This window comes from Ruminiclostridium papyrosolvens DSM 2782 (assembly GCF_029318685.1).
Classification (GTDB): Bacteria; Bacillota; Clostridia; order Acetivibrionales; family DSM-1351; genus Ruminiclostridium; species Ruminiclostridium papyrosolvens.
The window spans coordinates 4,055,147-4,075,716 of record NZ_CP119677.1 but is presented as its reverse complement, the minus strand read 5'-3'; the positions used below and the strand labels follow the sequence as shown (position 1 = coordinate 4,075,716).

General features: G+C 35.3%; 14 protein-coding genes. 13 read left to right on the top strand and 1 reads right to left on the bottom strand.

Annotation, left to right across the window (positions count from 1 at the left end; translation table 11 throughout):
* Nucleotides 1-127 precede the first annotated feature (127 nt).
* Nucleotides 128-1,708: an alkaline phosphatase gene (locus P0092_RS18015; RefSeq protein ID WP_004622240.1), complete on the top strand. Its 1,581-nt coding sequence runs from the start codon at nucleotides 128-130 to the stop codon at nucleotides 1,706-1,708.
* The gene (locus tag P0092_RS18010; protein ID WP_004622241.1) at nucleotides 1,709-2,962 is read left to right on the top strand and encodes a YibE/F family protein; all 1,254 of its coding nucleotides are present in this window, start codon (nucleotides 1,709-1,711) and stop codon (nucleotides 2,960-2,962) included.
* 10 nt (nucleotides 2,963-2,972) lie between these two features.
* On the opposite strand, the gene P0092_RS18005 is transcribed toward P0092_RS18010, so the two are convergent.
* Nucleotides 2,973-4,271: a B12-binding domain-containing radical SAM protein gene (locus P0092_RS18005; protein ID WP_158498426.1), complete on the bottom strand. Its 1,299-nt coding sequence runs from the start codon at nucleotides 4,269-4,271 to the stop codon at nucleotides 2,973-2,975.
* Nucleotides 4,272-4,735: 464 nt separating this feature from the next.
* Here P0092_RS18005 and P0092_RS18000 point away from each other — a divergent pair, with 464 nt between their 5' ends.
* From P0092_RS18000 to P0092_RS17950, 11 genes are all read left to right on the top strand, one after another.
* On the top strand, nucleotides 4,736-6,178 hold the full coding sequence (locus P0092_RS18000) for an S-layer homology domain-containing protein (protein WP_004622245.1): 1,443 nt from the start codon (nucleotides 4,736-4,738) through the stop codon (nucleotides 6,176-6,178).
* Nucleotides 6,179-6,190: 12 nt separating this feature from the next.
* Nucleotides 6,191-11,392, top strand: a complete 5,202-nt coding sequence (locus P0092_RS17995; RefSeq protein ID WP_004622248.1) for an Athe_2463 domain-containing protein — start codon at nucleotides 6,191-6,193, stop codon at nucleotides 11,390-11,392.
* 181 nt (nucleotides 11,393-11,573) lie between these two features.
* Entirely contained in the window at nucleotides 11,574-12,272 is a 699-nt protein-coding gene (locus P0092_RS17990; RefSeq protein WP_004622251.1) for a response regulator transcription factor, read from the top strand.
* Nucleotides 12,269-13,666 carry a sensor histidine kinase gene (locus P0092_RS17985; protein ID WP_004622253.1) on the top strand — a complete coding sequence of 466 codons (1,398 nt, stop codon included), beginning with the start codon at nucleotides 12,269-12,271 and terminating at the stop codon, nucleotides 13,664-13,666. Before P0092_RS17990 ends, P0092_RS17985 begins: the two co-directional genes overlap by 4 nt.
* 99 nt (nucleotides 13,667-13,765) lie before the next feature.
* Nucleotides 13,766-14,437 carry a hypothetical protein gene (locus tag P0092_RS17980; protein WP_004622255.1) on the top strand — a complete coding sequence of 224 codons (672 nt, stop codon included), beginning with the start codon at nucleotides 13,766-13,768 and terminating at the stop codon, nucleotides 14,435-14,437.
* Between the two features lie 202 nt (nucleotides 14,438-14,639).
* On the top strand, nucleotides 14,640-15,311 hold the full coding sequence (locus tag P0092_RS17975) for a response regulator transcription factor (protein ID WP_004622257.1): 672 nt from the start codon (nucleotides 14,640-14,642) through the stop codon (nucleotides 15,309-15,311).
* Complete coding sequence (locus P0092_RS17970) at nucleotides 15,308-16,345, top strand: HAMP domain-containing sensor histidine kinase (RefSeq protein ID WP_004622259.1); 1,038 nt, start codon at nucleotides 15,308-15,310, stop codon at nucleotides 16,343-16,345. Before P0092_RS17975 ends, P0092_RS17970 begins: the two co-directional genes overlap by 4 nt.
* 111 nt (nucleotides 16,346-16,456) lie before the next feature.
* The gene (locus P0092_RS17965; RefSeq protein ID WP_004622260.1) at nucleotides 16,457-18,187 is read left to right on the top strand and encodes an AMP-dependent synthetase/ligase; all 1,731 of its coding nucleotides are present in this window, start codon (nucleotides 16,457-16,459) and stop codon (nucleotides 18,185-18,187) included.
* Nucleotides 18,188-18,337: 150 nt separating this feature from the next.
* A complete protein-coding gene (gene infC, locus P0092_RS17960) occupies nucleotides 18,338-18,868 on the top strand; it encodes a translation initiation factor IF-3 (RefSeq protein WP_004622262.1) in 531 nt (176 codons plus the stop codon).
* 218 nt (nucleotides 18,869-19,086) lie between these two features.
* On the top strand, nucleotides 19,087-19,272 hold the full coding sequence (locus P0092_RS17955) for a zinc-ribbon domain-containing protein (protein WP_004622265.1): 186 nt from the start codon (nucleotides 19,087-19,089) through the stop codon (nucleotides 19,270-19,272).
* Between the two features lie 353 nt (nucleotides 19,273-19,625).
* Nucleotides 19,626-20,393, top strand: coding sequence for an SDR family oxidoreductase (locus tag P0092_RS17950; RefSeq protein ID WP_004622266.1), 768 nt, complete (start codon nucleotides 19,626-19,628; stop codon nucleotides 20,391-20,393).
* Nucleotides 20,394-20,570 lie beyond the last annotated feature (177 nt).

The following is a 20,570-nucleotide window of genomic DNA, read 5'->3' as shown; positions in this document are numbered from 1 at the left end:
CTGATATTGTACTTATGTCCTGTTTTTATTTTTTTCTTTTTCTTACAAAAGAATTACATTTAATTAATGTCTGCTTAATACTCTGATTGTAAACTATAAACAGAATATTAATAGTCGGAGGTATGACATGGTTAAAAAAATAATGCCTAATAAGAGATTGTTCACAGGTTTACTATGTTTAGCAGTCGTAATGGTATTAGCGGTAGGAACAGTTTTTTCGTCCGCTAAGGCTTCAAATGTGGGATTACAAAATGAAGCAGTAACATCGAATACATCAAAGACTCCTAAGTACATATTTATGTTTATCGGGGATGGTATGGCAGCAGTACAAGTAAATTCAGCTCAAATCTATAAGGGTATCAATAAACATAATCAAATGTCATTAAAAGAACTTAACTTCCAGAATTTTGAGGCAGTAGGATATCAAACAACTCATGATGCAACATCCTTTGTTCCGGATTCCGCATCTACGGCGACTTCTTTGTCATCAGGATTTAAAACCTGGAGTGGTACTATCGGATTAAAGCCCATAGGAAACAAATCAGGCAATAAACAGGAAAATATAGATAGTTCTAAAGTTCCTAAAACTATTGCTGAAAGACTTAAAGCAGAGAAGGGTATGAAGGTGGGTATCATATCTACGGTAACAATTAATCATGCTACACCGGCAGCATATTATGCACATGTTGCGTCAAGAAATGATTATTATAGTATAGCTATGCAAATGGCAAAATCAAACTTTGATTATTTTGGCGGTGGTACTATAAACCAACCAACAGGGGCAAAAAAGGATCAAAAAGATGCTTATGAAGTGATGAAAGAAAATGGGTATACAATAGCAAGAACAAAGAAAGACATTTTGGACCTTAACAGCAAGTCAGGAAAAGTGTATGCCGTAACTCCCGTGGTGCAAGATAGTGGTGCTATGCCTTATGCAATTGATAATAAAGCAGGGGACTTAACTCTTGCTGATTTTGTTAAAAAGGGTATAGATGTTCTTGATAATGAAAAAGGGTTTTTCATGATGGCTGAATCGGGAAAAGTTGACTGGGCAGGCCATGCTAATGATGCAAAAGCAAATATCGGTGATGTTTTGGCATTTGATAATGCTATCCAAGCAGCTATAGATTTCGCTCATAAGCATCCGGATGAGACATTAATAATAGTAACAGGCGACCATGAAACCGGTGGTATGACTATAGGACAGGCAACAACAGGGTATGATACGGCTTTTGAACTTTTAGATAATCAAAAAATGTCCTATGTGGCCTTCGATAATTTGATTAATGATATGAAAGCCAAAAATCCAAATTTATCATTTAATAAAGTACTTTCTGTAATTACTGAAAAATTTGGACTTGTTAACGAAACTACAGGTGATATTAGTCGTAAAGGTGAGCCCAGCTACATGACATTAGAATTGTCAGATAGGGAAATGTCAAAACTCAAAACTGCTTTTGCTGAAACAATGGCAGCTAAGCCTACCGATAATGAAGAAACTGATTTACTATATGGTGGATATAGCCCACTTTCGGTAACATTAACTCATATTTTAAATAACAAAGCAGGTATAGGTTGGACATCATATTCACACACAGGAGTTCCGGTGCCGGTGTATGCAACAGGAGTGGGAGCAGTGCTATTCAATGGTGCGTATGAGAACACTGATGTATACAACAAATTGGTTACAATTACGGAGTTAAAATAAATGCTTAGTGTAAAAAGAACATGCAAAAACAAGGCTGGAATAGATTTCAGCCTTGTTTTTAAGAAGGAGCATCATTTGAAAATTTCTTTTATGAATATAAATAGAAAAGAATTGGTTTTTATTGCAACATTATTAATAGTAATAGCAATTCTTATTATGCTTCCCACAGGGTTTCGGAAGCAAGAATACAGATACACTGAAGGTGTTCGGGCTAAAGTCATCTCTGTTAATAATTTAGGAATACATAATTCAGGAATCTTTAAACTGGGAGATCAAATTGTTACCATTGACATAAAGACAGGTTCTCATAAAGGTGAACGACTTCAGGCTAATAATATGCTCACGGGAAGACTGTCCGCAGATAAGCTTTTCAAAGAAGGGGACGAGGCTTGGGTATTAATAGGATTTGATAAAAATAGTAATATTAATTTTGCCAATATGATTGATCATTACCGTATAAACAAAGAGATACTTTTGTTTGGCGTTTTTGCAGGTGTTATAATTTTGTTTTCAGGCTATACGGGGGTTAGAACCTTGCTTTCCTTTATCTTTGCACTGCTAAGTATCTGGAAAGTTTTAATACCGGCAATACTAAATGGTTATAATCCACTATTTGTTGCATTAATTGTGGGAAATGTCCTTACGGTTGTTACACTTTTATTGGTTGCAGGTTTTACGAAAAAGGCATATGCTGCTATAATCAGCGCTATTACGTGTTCATTGGTAACATGCTTTCTTGCAGTTATCTTTGGAAGGATATTTAATATAAATGGTGCTGTGATGGAAGGAGCAGAATCACTGCTGTACGCAGGGTTCATGGGGCTTGATTTAACTTCCATATTTCAGGCGGGAATATATCTTGCATGCTCAGGTGCTATACTTGATTTAGCAATAGATATTTCATCAGCACTGGAGGAGATTGTAAATAACAATCCAAATGTTACGAAAGCAGAGCTTATGAAATCAGGACTTACCATTGGGAAATCCGTAGTAGGCAGCCAAACTACTACCTTGTTATTTGCTTATATGGGAAGTTACATAACAGTTATGATGGTGTATATGGCTCAGGGAACACCTCTAATGAATATATTTAATTCAAAGTCAATATCAGCGGAGATATTACATACATTAATAGGATGCATAGGTCTTGTTCTGGTTTCACCTTTAACCTCTCTGATATGCAGGTTTATGTTTAATAGGGAGAAAGGGATTGCCAGACAGATTGTGTCTGGCGACTCTTATTTTGATACATAATTTATCAGGTTTAATATTCTCCATACATTTTTGTTACATGTTGCCTTAGTTTCATGTTTTGATTAAAAACATACTCTGGGTATCGGTTATGTTTGATAGCTTCAGAGACTCTTTTTGCGCAAATCTCTCTACTTGACAATTCCTTTACCGAATATTCAAAACCTTTACTTAATTCTTCTACTGTCATATTTTTAGGCCTAAACATTACTTTATTATACGCAAAAGTATTCCATTCATTTTCATATTCATATTCGATAAGCCTGTTTTCTCTTTTTAACCGCTCTCTGAATGGAGTACCCGGATAAGGATATAACATATTTAGATTTACCATATCAATTTCAGAATCTTTAATGAATTGCACAGTATTTTCAAATGTTTTGTAAGTTTCCCCATCAAGCCCAAAAATAAATGTTCCTAATACTGCAATGTCCAGTTTATGAAATATTTCTATAGTATTATTATATTTCTCAACCTGATTAAATCCTTTTCGGGATGTTTTTAGTGCCTCGCTATTTATTGTTTCAAATCCAAATAACATAGATGAGCAACCACTTTCTTTTGCCAAATATACAAGCTCTGAATCCTCCACGGAATCTATACATGATCCACAACTAATCCATTTTCTTTTCAAAGGTATAAGAGCACGAAACAGCTCTTTTGCATAATCTTTACTCCAAATTAAGTTATCATCAATAAACATTATTGGTTTACTTGGGTCTAGCAACTCAATTTCCCTAATGATTTCGTCTAAATTTCTTGTTTTAATCTGACCTTTCCAATGCAAACCTGAAGAACAGTATTCACATCTGTTTGGACATCCTCTTGAAATCATAATTAAATTTTTAGAAAAATAACCTGGTTTATCTTTAATCAAATCATGGCGTGGTATAGGCCTGTCTGAAATTTCCGGTCTTTTTACGGCCTGATATTTAGGAAGATAGTTTCCAGTCTTAAAATCATTTAAAATATCTTCCCACATATCTTCGACTTCGCTTACTATAACTGAATCTGCATGCATTAAACAGTCATCGGGATTTGATTCGGCAAAAATTCCTCCCATAAAAACCTTTACCCCTTTTTTTCTATATACATCTGCTATATCAAATGCTCTTTGTGCATTGTGCATAATCACTGTAATGCCAACTAAATCAACTGATTCTTCAAAATTAATATCTTCAACATTTTCATCTTCGATTGTTACCTCTACCCAATTAGGAGATAATGATGCCAAAACCAACAAAACATAAGGCGGAAATGGGTTTACAGCCTCTTCGGCATAAGATTTTGGTGCTATTAATTTTAATTTCATAAACATTCCCTGTATAATGATTTTCACATTATACATATTCCTTTCATAAATTTTGTATAATTTTCCGGCTGCCTAATAGCAATCATCATGTTAACTCGTAATAAATGTATCAATAGTAACATATTACATTTTTTTGCAAATTATGTCAAATTTATTGTTATAATTTTTATTTAATATGTTATCATTTATCAAAATTCTTAATTAAAAAATTATTGACACATATCTCAGCCATGATATAATAAAAATCGGAAGTTTTAGTAAATAAGTGAAAATTTGGACTAGTCCAACACAAGTCATTAATGAAAAAAATCACATCTTAGAGTAAATTCATTATTATATTAGTTTTTCATATTCGTTCAACAATGCTACAGCTATTAGTATTTAAATGTTGTATCAATTATCATATTCAAAAGTACACATTCCAAGAAGAATTTTATGTAAATTTAAAAAGGAGAATAGTAAGCATGATAAAAAAACTTTTATGCGCCATAACGGTTTCAGCAATTATATTATCAGCGCTTTTGCCCATAACAGCTGAAAATTCAAGTACACAGGGGAGTACAACAACTACAATGCGGATGCAGCCCATTGTAGACAAATACAACAACCTGACCCAAGCAAGCTTAGATGCCGGACTGGCTAAATATTATGATATTAAAAATCACTGGGGAAGAAATCATATAGCCAAAATATCGGCACTTGAAATAATATCCGGATATCCCCACGGAAGGTTTGGCCCAAATGACAAGCTTTTGGGAGGACAGTATATTTTAATGCTCATGAGGGCAATAGGATACAGCCCCGAAGTACCCCAGGGAGTACCTTATTTCAAACCTTTTGTAGATTTAGCTCTTAAAGAAGGAATCTTGACAAAAGGTGAAATATCAGACTATACAAAGCCTATAACACGTGAGCTGGCGGCAAGTCTGGCAAGAAGGACTATAGGAAAGTATGAAAATGTTCCCCGTGATTACTTTGTAAAGGGAAGTGACCCATATCCGTCCAAGGGAAACAAAGGCTTTTTTGATAATGTATACACAGGCTACCAGAAGCTTAAAATGACAGATTATCCTACTATTACAAGTAAATATCTTCAGGATGTAATTGACTGCTACCGCATGGGGCTTTTGACGGGAAGTAACAACAAATTTAACCCCAAGGGTACACTTACAAGGGCTGAAGCTTCCGTCATAATAATAAAGTTGCTGGATAAAAAGGTAAGGGTTGAAAGTATCCCATCGTCAAGCGAAAGTTTTAAATGGAAAAACAGCAACGCCAATAATGGTGAATATGATAATGAGGCAGCAGGCTTCTATGAAAACAAGGAATATACACTGTATAAGGGGCTGTTCCCAATGATGGAGATATGGGAGACAGCTCAAGCAATGTACAAGAACCGTAGCCTTATAACAGGTGGAAAGATAGATTTTACTTACAGTGAAAAAAATAAAAGTTTCGGAATCAATTACTTTAATAGTCAGGATCATTTTACTCAATATATGAATGATACATATGGTTTAATTTTACCTCTAAACGGAATTGGCATAGCTACTCAAAGGAGCCAAATAAAAAAAGGGCAAAGAGAGAGTTTATACGACAACTGTGATGGTTGGCTTTACGAAATATTAAGTTATGAGGTTGATAAGTACAACAAGGACTTAAAAAGATACACCTATGAATTGCTTAAAGTCTGGTTTGGGAAGGATTACGAACAGGCAAAGAAAATACATGACCAGTATTTAGACTATGGATTAAAAGATATTGATTGGAAACACCAAATTTATTTAATCAATGGCAGACAGATTTCTGTTGTAGGTGGAAACGGTGACAGTGGAAATGTCTTTTCATTTCAGGTTTGGGCAAAGGGGTTTATTACAAAAGAAACAATGCTTAAATTAAATTCATGAGAAGGTGATTATTTGAACAAATATACAAAAGTTACTTCGCTAATTCTATGCCTTGTATTATTAATAACTGGCTTTCCGGATATAATTGTACAGGCAGAGGATAGCTATACTGTACTTAAATACGAAAATGGTGGCCTAGAGTTTTTCGACCAGTCCACATACGATAACTATAAAAGGAATAACCTGCTGCCGACACAAAATGGAAGATCTGTTCCGTTAACAATAAAAAGGGGCACTAACACATACTGTTTAAACCACAGGCTATTTACTCAGAAGAATCTTGTGGTATACGGCAGCTACAGAAGTATGGCAGGAAACTATTTTAAATGCGGATATCAGATACATAGTGATTTGGATAATAAGGACCCGGAAATTAAATATGACGGCGGTTATTTTTTGAAGCCTGAAGGAATATACTGCAAAGGCAAGGAGCAGAACCCTAAAACTCATAAAGAAAAATGTGAGACTAGTCGTGGGGAATGGAAGTATCTGGGTTTTGATATAAATGGGGAAGTATTCAGTAATATGTGGATGATAAATGTAGCAACTGTAACAACCTTCCGGGAAAGGAACTGGATAAAGGAACCTTGGAGTGATAAAAATCAAGTAAAAAAAAGGCTTACATCTAATATAAGTTCATATAATAATGCAGCATACAATTCTTTAAATCGTTATACAAAACAAACAGTTCAAAGACTAAAAAACTGGATTTATAAAACCTTCAACTCAGTGGATAAGTTTTCAGGCATCCCTGACGGTAATGGTCATTACGACCCAAATGTTTACGAATATCTTTATATCCAATCAGCACCCACAATTCAAAAGGCAGGCAGCGCAAAGATGTGGCACGTAAGACCTGACGGCTCTGTCTGGTATCAAACCTTTTCTGTACCAAATTTAGGACAAACAAATAAGCTATCTGGCAGTGGTAAGAGAGACCTGCCCTTACAGTGCTTTGTAACTGCTGTATCACCTATGCCCGATATTCCTGAAGGCAGCGAGTTGGATAAACAAAAGGTTAAACTTGAATTTCAGGTAAAAGGTGAACTACAGGATTATGTTATCCTAAAGGAAGAGGAGCCGGTACCGGAGGGCTGGATTCCGTATTATAAGGATTCGGTGTCCAGAACGGTATATTATACAAGGCAGGATATAGAAAGCTGGGATTTAAAAATTCACAATATATCAGGTATTGAACTTACCGATACTGAAATGAAAACAAGAAATGTTGTGTCTAAAAGTATAGCAGATAATACAGTTACTGCAAATTTTAGTATTGAAACCACTGTAGAAGAAATCAAGAAGCTTCCCAAGCAAGGGGACAATTTCATAATAAGGGTAGAAGCAACAGCAAAAGTAAACTATCTGGATGGGCATAATAATTCCAAAAGCGGAAGCAATCAATTTTTAACAGGCACAATTCCCACTCCTCCCGAGCCTGATATAGAACCTCTGATTATAGACATTCCAACCATAAAAATAAATAATCACATTGGAGAAATTGCATTTGACGGAATCCAATTCAGCGATGTTTCTGATAGCACAGATATGTCAACGGTTAAAAGTACCGAACTGTACATAAATGGGGAACAGGTTGACCATAATCAATTCTTTTCAGGCTCTTACATATTCCCGTCAACATCTGATAAAAACGGCTACTTTGCAGAAGTCATCTGCAAATACACTCTTGATAAAAGTAAAATTGTATTAATCGGGATACCGGAAGATAAAAAGCAGGAGATACAGGATGCAGCAGTTGTTGAGTATGTTTCCACAGATTATGTATACGTATATCCTACAAAACCTGTTGCACAGTTCAAACTTTCATCAAATTCTTGGAAACAGAACAGAATTATAAACGTTGAAAATACATCTGCTGATGGTAACATACAACTGGTTCTGGATAAATATCCAATAACAGAATACAGATGGTCTTACGGCGGTGATACTACTCAGTTGAATAAAGGTACAGATACCGATTTTAAAAAACAATTGCAGTACAAAGAGCCGGGTGCATACTCATTGACTCTTGAGTGCAAAAACACTCTGGGCAAATGGTCTGACCCGTATACAATGGAATTCCGTGTACTGGAGGATGTCAGCCCTGATATAGAACTCAATCTGTCTGACAGTGTGGTAACAAGAAATGATGAAATAAGTGCTTGGCACTATGAGGTTAACAGTACTGACGGTGACAAAATAGCCAGTGCTAAAATAGAGCTGTGGTATGACAGTGACAACAACGGCAGCGTCGATACATTGATTCAAGAATGGAATGGCCTTAGTGATTTCCCCAAATATTCTCCAACACAGCTTGGCTACTATAAATTCTTTGTATATGCCCAAGACGAGTTTGATGGAGTAAACGGACAGGATACGCTGTCTCAATTTATTACAGATTCTGAAAAAAAGTCGGCAAGTCTGGAATGTGATTTTTGGGTAGATAACTACCAGCCGTTAAGTGACATATATATAGATGCGCCGATAGAAAGGCCCAATGTAGATTTGTATATCATGAGGGATAAGGAATTACCACAGGATAAATACGAATACCTTGCAACCAACAGAGTGACGATGGAAAATGCTTTACTGGGCAGAAATATCATTCCAAACGTCAACATATGGGACATGAAAACCTATGAATATTCAACCCCTGCAAGTACGTCAAGCAATACCGGAACAAGCTATCCTCAGGAGGAAGTCCAATATACCAGTGCCGGTTACTCTGGAAAGCTGCAAAGAACAAGTGTAACAGACAACGGAGGTTATCATGACTTTGGCCATTATGAATCCCGGACAGAAACCAAGACTATAAGCTCCGGCGGTGGTTATTCTTCCGGACACGGATATGGTGGTTCAACCCCATCATCCAGCATTTCCTACAGTGACGGGGAAGGTTATACAGGCAGCATGTCTATTCAAAACTATGTATACACAAGTACCCCTTGCGGACATTCCAGAAGCCCTGCTCATGGAGAGGGATATTTTAACTGGACAAGGTCATGGTCAGGTTATTCGGGAACTGCATCAAGAACTGTTTCCTACTGGGTTCCCAACCTGCAATGGATTTCAAGTTATACAGGCTACTACAGCGGTACTATTTACAAGTATGTTCGGCAGCCTTATACAGATACATGGCGTGGAAACAGCAGTAAATACATTCTTTATGTAAGTGATGGTGATATATCAGAGATTTCGGACTTCATTTCAGCTGTATCAAAGACCGATGCAAAGGTTATTCTTGCAGGAACAACTACCATACAAAAACAATATTTGGACTGCGCAAAATTTATTAATACAAAAGACAAGACAGTTCAGGAAATCTTAAATGAAGCTTTAGAATACATATGGGAGAAAACACCTGCTATACAGCAAAGCTATATACTTCGAAATCAACAGTTTACTCTGAATGTGGGTGAAGACGACCTTGAAAAGGATGAAATAGTTTTAAGAGAACTGCAATATGCACATGACAAGGACTATTTTGATAACCCTACAGGACAGGAAGCCGGAACCCAAGCGGTTTTCAAAGCTGATACCGGATGGACAACTGAAATAAAAAATTCATTTTCCAATGTAGGAAAGTATCAGATATACAGAAGAGTAAAAGATAAGCCCTCCGGTGCATATGGGGATAATTACTCCTATTACAGCGGAGCTACAGAGGTTGACATATATGTACACAGAAAGCCAATTGCCAAAGCAGCACTGGATTGGGATTTTGATGGGGCTACTAATACCTATAGGACAAACTGGAAGGATTTAAGCTTTGATTTAGACCATAATATCACCAGAGCTAAGACTGACAAAGGTATATCCGACAGGAAAATCATGTGGAAGAAGGAAGGCGGGGAATGGAGTTATACAATCCCCGAAAATCTTAGCCCGGGAACTTATAGAATCAGGTATTACGTAAAGGACATAGAAAATACTTGGTCAGATGTATTTACAATGGACATAAACGGAACAATATTTACCGATGTCCCGGAGATTATATTTACTCTGAAGGATACTCCTCCAATGCAGTTTGAAGCTGAACTAAGAGCCCTGAAAACAACCTTCAGAAACCCGGCTTTTCCTGTTACATTACCCGCCGGTGAAGATTTGGAAGTTTTTAATTTATGGACAAGATATCCATCAAATCCTTATTTGACAATGGCCCTTTACAATTTATCGGGAACTCGGCTGTCAGGAACAAAAACCGTCAGCTACAGTACAGGTACAGGCAATAAAAGCGGAAATGATATTAGCTGGAACAATATTCCTTATACCGTACCCGATGCCCTTATAGACGGTAATTATATCTTTAAAATAACAGCAAATGCAGAACAGAACAAGACCATAACCTTCCCAGTCACCGTAAAAACCCCAATAAACCTGAAGGGATATATTAACGGTAAGGAAACCACAGCTCATATAAATACCGGGGATACGGCTCTATTTAAGTTTACAACTTCACAATATGTATCAAAAGCCCAATTAAACTTTGAAGGGCATACATACACCTCGGATGCAGGAAAGATAAAGCTTATCTCAAACACAGGGACGGTAAAGACTTGGGAACTAAGACTCGATATTGCAGATGGTGCATATCCTGACGGGAGGCAAGGGAGAGCTGAATTTAAAGCATGGCTTCCTTCAGGAATAAGCGAAATAGTTTATGTAGACTATAAATTCTTAGGAGTCAGGGCGTACAGCTTTGCAGTTACAATGATGTTAGACCCCGGTTGGAGAACCTACTATTTCGATACCTATAAGGGTATTGATGATAACAGGGATGGCAGAATTGACAGGTATCCACGGAGAAACAACACGGATATTCCTGCCATAAAAATGCCAATAAACTATTACTCTCTGGTAGGACACAGCAGGAGGTATATCAAAGCAGGCTACAAGATAAAAGGTAGGGTTGACATTCAAGGCGAACCGGATTATGCGGCATTTAGTATTCACTACAACATCAAAGGAAGTACACACACTGATGCAGTTAAATTAACAAGAACTTCGGGGAGCACCTATACCTTTGAATGGATTATACCACTGGAAACTGATGATAATACCTTTGTGAGCTTTGACCTGATAACAAAGAAGGGTGCTTCTGTCTATGGCAGTGAAAAGTGGGTAGACAGTTGGGACAGCCGAAATACATCAAGGCAGGTTTTCTATGTCAAGGGTAAAACTACGGATGATTTGAATTATGTGCAAAGTCAATAGCATTACTCTGAGGTATCTTGTCAATCTTACAGAAAAAATGTTAAAGTGAATATACAGAGTAAACAATGATAGTTTTAGGATAGTTAGAAAAATTTGATAAACACTATTACCAAAGTTAATTACGGTTCCAAAGCTTGGTATCCAGCCTATAATAATTGATTTTAAAAGAGAGGGCTTCTTGGTGAAAAAGATTCTTGTAATTGATGATGAGCTTGCTATCAGAGATTTAACAGAGTTGGTGCTTAAAAGAGAGGGCTTTCAGGTAAAAACAGCAGAGAATGGCAGAAGAGGAATTATAGAACTGAATTCCTTCCGGCCTGATTTGGTACTGCTGGATTTAATGCTGCCTGATTGCTCAGGCTATGATTTGTGCAAGGAAATTGTAAAACAGTCAAACATTCCTGTAATAATGGTATCTGCAAAGGATGAAACCATCGATAAGGTATTAGGTCTTGAACTGGGTGCAGAGGATTATATAACCAAGCCTTTTGACAATAGAGAACTGATTGCCAGAATCAAAGTAGTATTGAGAAGATATGAACACAATGATGAGGCAAAATATGAATATACTACAAAGCTTGTATGCGGTGAACTGGAAATAAATCCTGATACAAAAGTAGTGCAGAAAAACGGAACTCAGATTTTACTTACAGCAAAAGAATATGGAATTCTTGAAACACTCTTTAAACGGCCCAAAAAGATATTTACCAGGGATGAACTTCTTGAAATAGTGTGGGGTTATGATTATTCCGGTGACAGTCGAAGTGTAGATATGACCATTATGCGTCTTCGAAAGAAAATTGAGGAAGATTCTGAAACTCCGAAATATGTCAAAACAATCTACGGCTTCGGTTACCAGCTTGGAGGTGACTCCACTTGAAGTTTTCAACCAAACTGCTTTTGAATTTTTTATTTTTGTCTGTATTATCTTTTACAATAATAATTATTTCTGTAAACAAGGCCATAGACTATTACAGCTTTGTGACCATTGAAAAGCAAATGATGGAAAAGGCCGATATGTGCGAGTTATCATTTGTTGAAATATTAACAAGTCATGATAAAGCTGTATCCTCACCGCAGCAGTCAGATATCACAAAAAGTGCCTTAGAAGCATTAAAGGCATCCGGTAAAGAAGTGAGAATTTATGATAATAAACAAAAACTACTGGGTTTGGCTGTAGACGGAATAATAATTAAAGATGCAAAACCTTTGATTTTTAAAGAAAATATTAAAAATGCCTTGCAGGGAAATTATTCTTATACCGTCACAGATAAAAATTTAATATATTTTTCAATACCTATTCAGGATAAATATTACCGGAATGTCTATGTTTTCGAGCTTGTTGAAAATATCTCTTACTTTTACGATATCTTAAATAAAATTAGATATATTTTGTTAATTGGTGCAGCAGGATTTATTATACTGGTAACTTTATCCAGTTTATACATCTCAAGCAAAACAACTAAACCTATAAAGTACCTTCTTGGAGCAACAGAAAAATTCTCTAAACAACAGTTCGAGAATGTCCATCTGAATAGGAAGGATGAACTTGGGATGCTTGCAGAAGGTTTAAATCATATGGGAATTCAGTTGAAGGATTATATTCAATATCAAAAGCAATTTGTTTCTAATGTGTCACATGAATTAAAAACACCCCTTGCTGCAATCCGGGGCTTTTCTCAATACTTATTTGAGGGAGAAAATGAGAATGAGGAATTAAAAAAGGTGTACTATCATCTGGTCAATGAATCAGACAGGCTTACAAACCTTATTAATGAGTTATTATTGTTATCCAAGTTTGACAAAGCTGTACAGGAGCTTAACACTGAAAGGACAGAATTATCTGAATTAACTGAGATAGTTGCTCAAGAGTTCAAGCCAAAAGCTGAAAAGAAAGACATTACTTTAGTGACAAATTTGAATAAGGGAGTTATCGCCAGTGTGAACAAAACATTGATGTCTCACGCAATTGCCAATGTTATAGAGAATGCTATAAAATACTCGAATCCCAAAAGTCGGATTATTGTTGAAACATTTACAAAGGATGATAATTCAATTGTAAAAATAAGTGATGAAGGTATTGGTATTGCAAAGAGTGAAATCGAAATGGTGCAGGAGAGATTTTACCGAGCACAGAATTCACCTGTCGCAAGTGGTTCAGGTTTAGGGCTTTCAATATGTAAAGAAATAATACAAAAATTTAACGGTCAGTTGGTTATTGAGAGCGAAATTGATATTGGAACTGCAGTTTCATTGATTATGCCCTCAACATAATGTTACAAGAATGATACAAGTCTGTTATTACACTAATAAAATATTAATCTATAATTACCCCATAAGTTAAATAAAAATAAATTTTGGAGGTATACAATAATGAAAATTTTGAAAAAAGTATTCGCAGTAGCTATGATTCTGGTACTTAGTGTAACGGTTATAGCTGGATGTAAAGATAATCGGGTTGAGTCATCTAAAACAAACTCTACCGAGGATAAAACAACAAGTACTTCAACCGGTAACAATACAGGGTCTTCAGGCAAAGTGATAAAAGAGGGCACAATTCAGAAGGAAGGGAATGTTATTCTTAAAGAATTGGCCGTTAGCTACAATGGAAAAACAATTGCTATTTCGGATATAGTAGACGATGAAAAACTGGAAGGTATTATGGGAAAAGCAGTAGAAAAGAAATCTCACACATATACCAATGACGATGGACTTAATATGGATACTCTTATTGGCTTTACTGAAAAACAGTACAAATTTCCCGGACTTGAAATTAAAGCTATTAAAGCAGCCAAAGGAAAGGATTTTCACATATTCAATATAAAAATAACCGACTCAAAATATTCTACAGTGAGAAATATCAAAGTTGGTGATAGTCTTGAAAAGCTTAAGGAAGCATATCCTGAAGGGAATTTAATCGGAGGTGGGGGAGATAAAAGAGAGGATGTTTTTCGATATGAGCCGGTAAATTATGTTGATGTTATGAATTTTCATATTAAAAATAATAAGATTCAAAATATTCTAATTTATAAGCTACTGGACTAATTATGCAAGTTGTCAATCATTGACTAAGGTTGGCTGCAAGTACAAACTATAGAGGGCATATCAAGAACCTAACATAAGGGTTGATATGCCCTTCTAATTTTCTATAATTTTCAGACTGGAATTTTTACATTCAAGAGTAAGTTGAAGCTAATTTGAAATTAATATAGTATATTGATATGAGCTAAAAGAAAGGTAAAAATAAATGTTTAATATATTAGTAGTTGAAGATGACCAGTCTCTGAGTAAGTTGTTTTGCACTGTTTTAGCTAAACATGGGTACTCCTATTATGTAGCTAATGATGGCCTTGAAGCTTGGGACATAATTGAAAAACAATATATTGATCTTGTTATATCAGATATTATGATGCCAAATATGGATGGCTATGAATTGGTTAAAAGCTTAAGAGATAATGGATATAATATGCCGGTACTTATGATTACAGCTAAAGATACTTTTGAAGATATGAAAAATGGGTTTCGGGTAGGTACTGATGATTATATGATAAAGCCCGTAAATGTTAACGAAATGATTTTGCGGGTTAATGCTCTGCTTAGAAGAGCACAGATTGTTAATGAAAGAAAACTGATATTTGGAGATATGGAATTAAGTTATGATGAGTTATCTGTAAATATTAAAGGGGAATATATGCTTATACCTCAAAAGGAATTTTATATTCTTTATAAGCTGCTCTCAAACCCCAACAAGGCATTTACAAAGCAGCAGCTCATGGACGAAATATGGGGTATGGATACCGAAAGCGATCCCCACACCTTGGATGTTCATATTAGCAGATTGAGAGAGCGTTTTAAAGATAATAATCAATTTGAAATCAAAACCATTCGCGGTTTGGGATATAAGGCGGTAAAACCATGATGTTAAAAGACAAGGAAAAGTTTACCATATCCCATATATTTGCACTTATTATGGCTATAATTATGACTGCATCAATGGCACTTACATTTGTAATCATATATATACTATTGAGGTTCAGTTTTGATCCAATTACAGGAGCACTTACATCTTCATCGTTTATTGCACTTTTGTGTATCGCTGTTGGAACTATTATTTCCTCATATGTTTCAAGTAAAATGCTTCGACCAATACTAAAGATAAATGATGCAGCTAAAAAAGTAGCTATGGGGGACTTTTCAGTGCGATTGGAAGAAAAAAGTATAGCAAAAGAAGTAAAACAAATAGCTGAAAATTTCAATATAATGGTTAAAGAACTCTCAAATACCGAAACCTTGAGGAACGACTTTGTAAATAATGTTTCACATGAATTTAAAACTCCCCTTTCTGCAATTGAGGGTTATGCGACTTTATTACAGGATGAATCCTTATCAAGGGAGGAAGAGCAAAAGTATATTAATTATATATTAGACAACACTGAAAGGTTAGCAAAACTTACTCAAAACATTCTTTCGCTATCACGGCTTGATAATCAGGAAATTGTTCTACAAAAGGAGAATTTTCCACTGGATGAACAGATAAGACGTGTTCTTTTAAGCTATGAGAGTAAATGGGAGGAAAAGAACCTTACAATTGATTTGAACTTAGAAAGTATTATTTTTTACGGAAATCCGTCACTGCTTGCACAGGTTTGGAGCAATATTATTGAAAATGCAATTAAGTTTTCTAATAACAATGGAGTACTAAATATTGACTGTTTTACAAATAATGATAGAGTATTCATTACTATAAAGGATAACGGTATTGGAATGGATGACGAAGTAAGAAGACATGCTTTTGATAAATTTTATCAAGGAGAGCGTTCACACCACGTCAATGGAAATGGACTTGGGCTTGCTCTTGTAAAGCGAATTGTGGAATTATGTGAAGGAACCGTTTCAATAGAAAGTAAAAAAGGCATAGGAACAACTGCATTGATTTCATTTCCAAAGCAATAGTTTTTAAAAAACATATATAGTTGATAATTAGTTGAATTTTTATTGATAAAATTTAATGTAAAATAATGAATTGTATTAAAGTAACCAAATTACTCAAAGGGGAAATCCAGGATGGAAAAATTTTATAAGGTTCGAAATATTACCGATTTAAAGGATTTATTGACACAAAGCTGCGCTTTATATAAAGATAAGCCGGCATTTTTAATTAAGAACAAAGGTGATATTTATAGCCAAATCAGTTATAACCGGTTTGGTAACGATGTAGAGTATTTTGGTACTGCTTTGTTGAAGCTTGGTCTTTGCAACTCTTCTATTGCAGTTCTGGGAGAGAACAGGTATGAATGGTGCGTTTCATATTTATCAACAGTCAACGGCGTGGGAACTGTTGTACCTTTAGACAAAGAACTGCCTGCAAATGAAATTACTAACCTTCTTGAAAGATCTGAAGCTACGGCTATAATCTTTTCAGGTAAATACAGAAATCAAATCAAGATGATAAAATCAACTGTTAACACTGCTAAGGTTTTTATAGATATGGATGCTGAAACCAATGAGGACGGAATACTTTCCTTTTATGAATTGGTGCAATCAGGAAAACAGCTTGTGGAAGCCGGAGACAAAAGCTATTCTTCCGTAAAGATTAATTCTGAAGAGGCAAGGATTTTGATTTTTACTTCAGGCACTACAGACATAGCAAAAGGTGTTATGCTATCACATCAGAATATTTGTGCAGATATAATGGGTGTGTGCTCTACTGTTAAAGTTAACAGCGATGACAAAACTTTATCTATATTGCCATTGCATCACACATATGAATGTTCGTTAGGGTTTTTAGCATTTATATATAACGGAGCCGCTATATCCTTCAATGACGGACTTAGAAATATACCCAAAAACTTAAAAAATGTTAAGCCTACGGTAATGATTACAGTACCCCTATTGATAGAAAATATATATAAAAAAATACAAGATAAACTTAATAAAAGCAGAGCAGTTAAAATAAAATTTAATTTTGCATTATTTTTAACAACCTTTTTATCATTTTTCAAAATAAACCTGAGCAAGAATTTATTTAAAGAAATACATGATAGCTTTGGCGGAGAAATGAGGCTGATTATTGTGGGGGCTGCTGCCATAAAACCAGAAGTTTCAAGATTTTTCAGACGAATTGGGATTAAGGTTCTGCAAGGTTATGGATTAACGGAATGTTCACCTCTGGTAGCCGGTAACAGAGATAGAAGCTTCAAGGATAAATCATGTGGTAAAGCTATTCCGGGCGTTGAAATTAAAATTTTAAAACCTGATAATAATGGTATTGGAGAGATTTTAGTCAAAGGGAAAAACGTCATGCAGGGTTATTTCCGCAACGAAAAAGCTACTGAAAAGTGTTTGTCTAATGGTTGGTTTTCCACAGGTGATCTTGGGTTTATGGACCGAAAAGGCTTTTTATATATAACTGGCAGGCTTAAAAATGTTATTGTAACTAAAAACGGTAAAAAGATTTTTCCTGAAGAAGTTGAAAACTATATAAATTCAGACCCATTTGTACGTGAATCTTATGTTTGGGGCAAGTATGATGAAAATTCCGGGGATACAGTTGTTTGTGCTCAGATTTTGCCCAACATAGAAGCAATTGCCAACAAGCTAAACGCTATGAATATACCAAAAGATGAGTTAACGAAGATTTTTAAGAACATTGTAAAAACAGTAAATGGCAAAATGCCACTTTACAAACATGTAAAGGAATTCACCCTGAGAGAAAATGAATTTCTTAGAACAACTACCCATAAAATCAAGAGGTATGTGGAAGAACAGAAAGAAGGTCTTGCTCAAGTAGAATAGAATAATTAATAAAAAGCACATAAGTCCACAAATTATGGTATAATGAAATGATTACAAAAACGGGAAATAAAGTTATTGAATTTTGAAATATAAATTCGCTGCAACTAAAATAACATTTTGTGAATACTATTTGTAAGAACTTAAAAAAATGTGGAGGTGTTTTTTATTAGGAAAAACCAAGTACCAATTAATGAAGAGATAAGGGACCCTGAGGTCAGACTGATTGATGCGGATGGTGCCATGCTGGGAGTTATGTCATCAAAGGATGCGCAGAATTTGGCTATAACAAAAAATCTTGATCTTGTAAAGATTGCTGCAAACTCAGAACCACCGGTTTGTAAGATTATGGATTATGGTAAATTCTTGTTTGAGCAGGGTAAAAAAGAGAAGGAAGCCAAGAAAAATCAGAAGGTTGTTTCAATTAAGGAAGTAAGGTTGTCTGCTAAGATTGAGGAGCATGATTTTGATGTCAAAGTTAAAAATGCTTATAAATTTTTACAAGACGGGGATAAAGTCAAAGTCAGCATAAAATTTCGAGGCAGGGAAATGAAATATACATCCGATGGTAAAGAAGTTCTTGCAAAATTTGCCCAAGCGGTTAATGAGGTTGGGGTACCTGAGAAACAGCCTAAGCTTGAGGGTAAAAACATGATAGTAATATTGAATCCCAATAAAAAATAGTGGGATGCATTGTTGAAGTTTTTTGCTGATGCAAGATTGTAGTAAATTGATAGTGTATATTTAGGAAATATTGAAATATTTGTTGCTTTACTTAGCGTGATATGTTAAGCTGAATAGGTAAACTAAATATTTATGGATTCATTTTTGATTACAACTCTCTTTAATTTATTGGAGCGGGAAGTTATAATGATCCAAATAAATTAAGGAGGTATTTAGATATGGCTGATAAAATAATAACTTGTAAGGATTGTAATTCACAATTCACTTTTACTGAAAACGAACAGGCTTTCTACAAAGAGAAAGGGTTCGACAATGAACCTCAAAGATGTCCTGACTGCAGAAGAGCAAGAAAGCAGCAGAACAACAACAGAGGCGGCGGAAGAAGCTTCGGCAACAGATGGTAAATTAGAGGAGAGCTAAGGCTCTCCTTTTTATTTTGGTTTATACACTTTAAATCCTGCTCAAACATAATTATAGATAAGGTACCTGATTTATCTGCAATTAATGCCTTATCTTCTTATACCAATATATATTTTGTTAACTCGAAAAGACAACAAAAAATCGTTAACTCCCTTGACAGGCAAGCCTTGAGGGATTTCTTCCTAAGGCAATAGTCCTTCAATACTAACCCCAACTATTAGTTAATTGCCGCAATATAAACAACATAAGATTGACAAAAAATAAACAAATAACATACAATTTTATTATTAAGTATATTAACATAACGAAAAATAATTAGTATAAGGAGAGCTGACTTATGGCAGGATTATTTGATTTAACAGGAAAAATAGCAGTTGTTACAGGAGCATCTTCAGGTTTGGGAGTTCAGTTTGCTATGGCTTTGGCAAAACAAGGAGCAGATATTGCTATTGTTGCAAGAAGAGTTGAAAAATTAGAAACGGTAAAAAAACAAATTGAAGGACTCGGAGTACGTTGCTTGGCAGTAAAGTGCGATGTTTCAGACAGCGCTGATATTAAAAATGCAGTTAATGAGATTAAAGAATATTTCGGAACTATTGATATATTGGTAAACAACGCCGGTATCGGTTTAACAGGCCCTGCTGAAGAACAATCGGATGAATTATGGCAGACAATGATGAGTGTTAACATAAATGGGGTTTACTATTTTGCACGTGAAGTCGGGAAAATTATGCTTGAAAAGAAATACGGAAAAATAATTAACATCGGTTCAATACACAGTACCGTTGCAATGCCGGGACTGCCTATTACAGCATACTGTACTACAAAGGGAGCAGTAGAGATGTTAACAAAATCATTGGCAAGTGAGTGGGCTAAACACGGTATCACAGTTAACGCCATAGGCCCTGCATATTTCCCAAGTGAAATGACAGATGATGTTCTTGCAAATGAAGATTTCAGTAACCTTGTTAAAGCAAGCTGCCCAATGGGAAGAACAGGAAGAGACGGAGAATTAGACGGTGCTCTTGTTTATTTTGCATCTGATGCATCCAGCTATACTACAGGACAGCTTTTGTCAGTTGATGGTGGTTGGACAACAATCTAAATAAAATTTCAGAAAAAATACAATTCCCATGAATAGGAGAAGAACTTATTTGGGAGTTGTATTTTTTTGTCCAATTTGAACAGCTTTCAATTAGTTTCATTAAATCATCAAAATTTATGAATGCAAATACAGCAATTTATTCCAGTAGGTTATTTACCAAAACAACAAATTAGTCTA

Excerpts from the sequence above, each read along its gene's own strand:
- P0092_RS17950 (WP_004622266.1), top strand. The coding sequence starts at position 19,626 with ATGGCAGGATTATTTGATTTAACAGGAAAAATAGCAGTTGTTACAGGA.
- P0092_RS17970 (WP_004622259.1), top strand. The coding sequence starts at position 15,308 with ATGATGTTAAAAGACAAGGAAAAGTTTACCATATCCCATATATTTGCA.
- P0092_RS17980 (WP_004622255.1), top strand. The coding sequence starts at position 13,766 with ATGAAAATTTTGAAAAAAGTATTCGCAGTAGCTATGATTCTGGTACTT.
- P0092_RS17965 (WP_004622260.1), top strand. The coding sequence starts at position 16,457 with ATGGAAAAATTTTATAAGGTTCGAAATATTACCGATTTAAAGGATTTA.
- P0092_RS18000 (WP_004622245.1), top strand. The coding sequence starts at position 4,736 with ATGATAAAAAAACTTTTATGCGCCATAACGGTTTCAGCAATTATATTA.
- P0092_RS18010 (WP_004622241.1), top strand. The coding sequence starts at position 1,709 with ATGCTTAGTGTAAAAAGAACATGCAAAAACAAGGCTGGAATAGATTTC.
- P0092_RS17955 (WP_004622265.1), top strand. The coding sequence starts at position 19,087 with ATGGCTGATAAAATAATAACTTGTAAGGATTGTAATTCACAATTCACT.
- P0092_RS17975 (WP_004622257.1), top strand. The coding sequence starts at position 14,640 with ATGTTTAATATATTAGTAGTTGAAGATGACCAGTCTCTGAGTAAGTTG.
- P0092_RS18015 (WP_004622240.1), top strand. The coding sequence starts at position 128 with ATGGTTAAAAAAATAATGCCTAATAAGAGATTGTTCACAGGTTTACTA.
- P0092_RS18005 (WP_158498426.1), bottom strand. The coding sequence starts at position 4,271 with ATGAAATTAAAATTAATAGCACCAAAATCTTATGCCGAAGAGGCTGTA.